The organism is Mesorhizobium sp. M7A.F.Ca.CA.003.01.2.1 (genome assembly GCF_003998945.1).
GTDB classification, from domain to species: domain Bacteria; phylum Pseudomonadota; class Alphaproteobacteria; order Rhizobiales; family Rhizobiaceae; genus Mesorhizobium; species Mesorhizobium ciceri.
The window spans coordinates 1-5,492 of sequence record NZ_RZRA01000323.1; the positions used below are offsets into that span (position 1 = coordinate 1).

Here is a 5,492-nt window from a genome sequence, read left to right on the forward strand (position 1 = left end):
GCCCACAACCGGGACGTCTCGCTGAACTTCGCCTGGATCCAGCTCGGCGGCCTGCGCGTCGGTAAGGACGAATCGGCCTTCGATACGTTCGTCGGCTACGCCGGCAACGTCATCAACGACACGCTCGTTCCCTACGGCGATTTCGACACCAACGTCGTCCAGTACTACTTCGACGCCGGCAACGGCTTCTCGGCAGTGGTCTCGCTGGAAGAAGGTAACGCCAATGACACGATCGACAGCTATGTTCCGCATGTCGTCGGCGGCGTGAAGTACACGCAGGGCTGGGGCGCCATCACCGGTGTCGTCGCCTATGACAGCAATTACGAAGAAGTGGCCGGCAAGGTTCGCCTGGATGTGAACGTCTCCAACGAACTCTCGCTGTTCATCATGGGCGGCTACGGTTCGGACGACAATCTCAACGATAACCTCAGCAATCATGTCGACGCCAACGGTCGCGGCTTCTACAAGATGTGGGGTGGCAATTGGGCAGTGTGGGGCGGTGGCACCTACAAGTTCAACGAAAAAACCTCGTTCAACGCTCAGGTGTCTGCTGACGATTGGAAGAACGTCGGCGTTGCCGCGAACATCGCTTACGACGTTGTGCCGGGCTTCACGGTCACGGCCGAAGTCGACTACCTCCATGCAGGCCGATTTGGCGATGTCAACTATGTTAACCCATCGTTCACACCGGCCGACAAGAAGAACAGCATCGGCGGCCTCCTCCGCTTCCAGCGCTCGTTCTAATATATTTCGACTTGTCGAAATCGAAAACCCGGCGGGCAACCGCCGGGTTTTTTACGCCGGGTTCCGAGAGACTCGTCAAATGCAGTTGAGCCGCCCCGAGACCGAGCCCCTGCACTTCTTGAAGGTTTGCGAGCGACAATAGCCAGCCGACGAAGCCGAGCCCCGGCAGCTCCGGCAGTCCGGCAGTGCGTGAGTTTTCGCGCCAAGCACTTCGAGCGTGTCGACCAGCAGAATCAATTGACCAACCGAGCGATTGTGTTGGGATCATCGGGTGCGGAATCACGCGCATCCGTAAGCTTCTTCAGCTCTATTTCTCAGCAGTGCCAACCAAATCGAGGAGACGTGCGCGCATGAGCGGAACGCAGGACTGGTCTGAGTTACGTGTCCGCCAAGTCGCCCAAAGCATCGATGAGTGGCTGGATCTCGCCTTCATAATTCTTCCAGCGCTTGACCGACGATTTGTAGATCGGTTGGCGAACCTGCCAGCGACTGGGTGTGTTGACCGAACCATCCCTGTCGAAAAAGCGCAGGCAGGCGTCATCCCAGGGCAGCCCAAGGTAATCGATGAGGCGGCGTGACTGCGCTTCCTGATCGTCGACCAGCGTCTCGTACTGATTTTCGAAGATCAGGTTCGGGAAAACCTCGTTCCAATGCTGCATCAGGCGGTCATATTCTCGATAGTACAGGCCGAGTGTCTTCAGGTCGGTGTTGTAGCTGTGCCCCTCGCCGAATTTCTGGACAAAACAAGAGACGCAATTGTCGATGGCGTCACGACGGCAATGAATGATTCGCGCGTTGGGAAAGAGAACGGCGATAAGACCGATCAGCTCAAAATTATGAGGCATCTTATCCACGATCCGAAGCGCGGCAGGCGCTCGCTCCCTCAGATAGGTCAGGTGCTCTTCGGCCAGTGTTCCGGACAGGTGTTCTGTGATCGACGCCATCGCATGGTTTAGCCTCCCGGCCGATGACTTTCTGAGGTCGATCGCATTCGCGACTCTTCTGAGTTTGCTTAGTTCCCCTGCGCCATGGACATCGGGATGACTTGCGCAAATTTGTTCCGTGAGTGTCGTTCCCGAGCGCGGCATGCCGACCACGAACACAGGAACTTCCGAAGGATTTCCGTAACCCGACCTGGCAGCCAGCATCTCAGGCGTGAAGGTCTCAATCAGTGAATCTACCCACCGACGGTATTGGTCGATATCGAAGTAGCGGCCCGAGGCCTGTTTGGCCTTGTTGAAATGGCCGAATGCATCCTTATAGCGCTTGAGGTCGTTCAGCACCTTGCCGGCCGCCAGATGGAGCTTCTCTACGCCGTCCAGATCAAGCTTGGGATTGCCGAGTTCACCAACGATGGATTGTAGTTCCTTTGGCTCTTCGGTGAACTTTTGCGTCTGTACAAGGTCGTTGTAGGCAGTCGGCATTGCGATGCGACGTTCGATTGCTTCTTTAAGAAAGGCGGCGGCCTCGTCCATGCGCCCCAGGCTGCTGAGCGCGCTGGCCAGTCCTATCCGCACTTTGGGATGATCGCGGTTGATCTTCAGCGCCTTCTCATAGAGCGGCAAAGCCATGTCGGGTTTATCAAACTGGATATAAGCGTCCCCCAATGCACAAAGCGCTTCGATGAGACCTGGCTGCAACTCCAAGGCATACTGCATATGCTCGATTGCCGGTGAATATTCACTGACCTTCACATAGGCCGAAGCCAAACCAAGGTGGTAGTAGGGGTTTTTTGGTTCCTCGCCGATCGCTCGTGCGAAATATCGCAAGGCCGCCTCATCGTCGTAGCCCAGGCACACGGTCCCCAAAATATACAGGGCGAGCGGATGGTTAGGCGTGCGCGCCAGCACCCGAAGGCATAGGTCCTGAGCCTCGTTAAGCCGCTTGGCCTGCTGAAACTGATACGCCTGCTCCAGCAACGCATCGTCTGCCTGCGCAGGCGAAAGCGAATTTGCGTTGCGCAGATTTGGCTGCGGGAATTTGGGTTTCGGCCCGGTTTGGACCTTGAGGTGCTTTGACCAGGCAGGCGGCAGACGGTTGTTCATCACGTCTCGCTAGCAAAAGCGGCCGAAAGAATCCAGCGTTACGGATCTGCCCAGCGGCAACTTGCACCGACCCATCCGGCGCGCTAGCAAGAAGGCCCTTTCAAGCGAGCTTCCACCATGCATCAGCGCCCTCCCCTCATGCCGCTCATCGCAGCGCTTCCCTCGACGGTGCCGTTTGTCGGCCCCGAAGCGCAGGAGCGCGAGCGTGGCCGCGCTTTTCGCGCCCGCATCGGCGCCAATGAGAGCAGCTTTGGTCCCTCGCCGCGCGTCATCGCCCGCATGGCCGAGATCGCCGGCGACATGTGGATGTATTGCGATCCCGACAATCACGATCTGAAGGTGGCGGTAGCCGCGCATCACGGCGTAAAAGCAGAGAACGTCGTTGTCGGCGAAGGCATAGATGGCCTGCTCGCCCTGGTGGCACGCATGTATGTGGCGCCCGGCGATGCTGTGGTCACCTCGCTCGGCGCTTATCCGACCTTCAACTTCCACATCGCCGGTGTCGGCGGACGACTGGTGACGGTCCCTTACGAGAACGACCGGGAAAGCCTGGATGGCCTGCTGGCGGCGGTGCACAGGGACAAGGCCCCGCTGGTCTATCTCTCCAACCCCGACAATCCGATGGGCAGTTGGTGGGAGGCGAGCGAGATCATCCGCTTCATCGAGGCGCTGCCGGAAACCACCATGCTGGTGCTCGACGAGGCCTATGGCGAACTCGGGCCGGCCTCGGCGCTGCCGCCGATCGATATCTCCAGGCCAAACGTCATCCGCATGCGCACCTTCTCGAAGGCGTACGGGCTGGCGGGCATACGCTGCGGCTATGCGATCGCTGAGGCCCAGGTGATCCGCGACTTCGAGAAGATCCGCAACCATTACGGCGTCAGCCGCATGGCGCAGATCGCCGGCGTCGAGGCGCTCGCCGATCAGCACTATCTGCAAAGCGTGGTGGCGCGGGTCGCGGCCGGCCGCCGACGCATCGCCGGCATTGCCGAGGCGAACGGGCTGAAGCCACTGGCGTCGGCGACCAATTTCGTCACCATCGATTGCTGCGGCGATGGCGCCTTCGCGCTGAAAGTTCTGCAAGCCCTGCTGTCACGCGACGTCTTCATCCGCAAGCCGATGGTGCCACGGCTCGACCGCTGCATCCGCGTCAGCGTCGGCCTCGATCACGAGCTCGACATTTTTGCCGAGGAACTTCCCGGTGCTTTGGCGGCAGCGCGGGGTAATTAGGATACCGCTGGCGCGCAACCGGCAGCAAAAGCCGCCTACAAATCCATTTCCCAGGTCTGGCCGGTCAGATCCTTGCCGAAGCTGCGGTGGTGCTCCTGCGAGACCAGCCTGAAGCCGGCACGTTCGTAGATCGCGCGCGCCGCAACGAGGATGTCGTTGGTCCACAGAACTAGCTTGGCGTAGCCGCAAGCCCGGGCCTGGTTCACGCATTCCGCCACCAGTCGTTTGCCGATGCCGAAGCCGCGCGCCGACGCCTCGACATGCAGCATTCTCAGCTTGGCCACCTTATCATCCTGATGAACCAGGAACACCGCGCCGACCGGCTGACCACCGCGCTCGGCGATCCAGCAGAAATCGCGGCCGGGCACGAAATTGCGAATGAAATCGGCGCCGATCTCGGCGAGCATGGCCTCGAACTCGATCGTCCAGCCATATTCCTCGGCATAAAGTTGGGCCTGGCGCTGCACGACCCAGCCGACATCGCCGACGCGGTGCGGCCGCAACGTCACCTCGCCGCTTTCACGGGTGGGATCACCCAGCAATTCCCCCGCCTTGCGCAAGGCGCTGCGCAGTTCATGCAACCTGTCGTCGGGTACGCTTTCGATCAGCCGCGCCGTATCCCGATCGGCCGCCGCCTGCAGCCTGGCAAGCGCTGCCTCGCCCCTTGCGGTCAGCGAGAGGACCCTTCGGCGCCGGTCAGCCGGGTCCGTTCTGGCCTCGGTCAGCCCCTGGCCCGCGAACTTGCGCAGGATCCGCGTCAGATAGGCGGCATCGACACGCAATTGTCTCGATATTTCGGAGGCCGCCGGGCCATTCTCGAGCCGAAAAGCCCCAACCAGGAAACCTCGCTCGCCGGCGATTTCGGCGGAAGCCGGGTTGCTGCGGTGACCCAGTTCGAACAGCACGCGCGCCTCGGTCAAAGTGAATGCACTTTGTGTCAGCGTCTCGTCGAGAAGGCCGACAGTGCGCGTGTAGAAGCGATTGAAGCGCCGGACATCGGCCACCAATGCGTTGCGTTCGTCCAACATTTGCGGCCAGCTCCTAATAAAGCAGTTCCATTTTCCTAAATTAGTGGACTGAGTCAATTAAATTCAAGGCCAGAAGGCCAGCTAAAGCCGGAAGGCCCAGCTATTGCGTCCGCGCGCAGGTTGCATTCCTCAGGCCGTGCGCCAGATTCAAAACGAGACAGGCTTGGAGAGATTCATGGCTGGTCATCGCAGGAAAGTGCACGCACGCGTCTACGGTAACGTGCAAGGCGTCGGCTTCAGAGCCTGGGCCCGGGATGAGGCCACGGGCCTTGGTCTTGCGGGCTGGGTTTGCAATGAAGCGGACGGGTCCGTAACGGCCGAGATCGCAGGCCTCGATGAGGAGGTCTCGACAATGATCGAGCGCCTCTGGAAAGGGCCGGCCGGGGCTTTGGTTTCCAAGGTCGACGTCGAGGAGTTGGAGGCAGACAACGCCTCTGTTGGGTTC

General features: G+C 60.1%; 5 protein-coding genes. 3 read left to right on the plus strand and 2 right to left on the minus strand.

Features of this window, described 5'->3' with window-relative positions; translation table 11 throughout:
• The coding region (locus EN969_RS14920) for a porin (protein ID WP_164758265.1) at positions 1–744 on the plus strand (744 nt) is incomplete at its 5' end.
• A gap of 377 nt (positions 745–1,121) precedes the next feature.
• Here the strand turns inward: EN969_RS14920 and EN969_RS14925 are convergent.
• Positions 1,122–2,789, minus strand: coding sequence for a sulfotransferase (locus EN969_RS14925; RefSeq protein ID WP_013532602.1), 1,668 nt, complete (start codon positions 2,787–2,789; stop codon positions 1,122–1,124).
• Positions 2,790–2,906: 117 nt separating this feature from the next.
• Between EN969_RS14925 and EN969_RS14930 the strand changes: the two genes are divergently transcribed.
• Entirely contained in the window at positions 2,907–4,019 is a 1,113-nt protein-coding gene (locus tag EN969_RS14930; protein ID WP_013532603.1) for a pyridoxal phosphate-dependent aminotransferase, read from the plus strand.
• Positions 4,020–4,054: 35 nt separating this feature from the next.
• On the opposite strand, the gene EN969_RS14935 is transcribed toward EN969_RS14930, so the two are convergent.
• Positions 4,055–5,047 (minus strand): helix-turn-helix domain-containing GNAT family N-acetyltransferase, encoded by a 993-nt coding sequence (locus tag EN969_RS14935; RefSeq protein ID WP_013532604.1) that lies wholly within the window; start codon positions 5,045–5,047, stop codon positions 4,055–4,057.
• A gap of 175 nt (positions 5,048–5,222) precedes the next feature.
• On the opposite strand from EN969_RS14935, the gene EN969_RS14940 reads away from it, so the two are divergent.
• On the plus strand, positions 5,223–5,492 hold a 270-nt coding region (locus tag EN969_RS14940), incomplete at its 3' end, for an acylphosphatase (protein WP_127419214.1).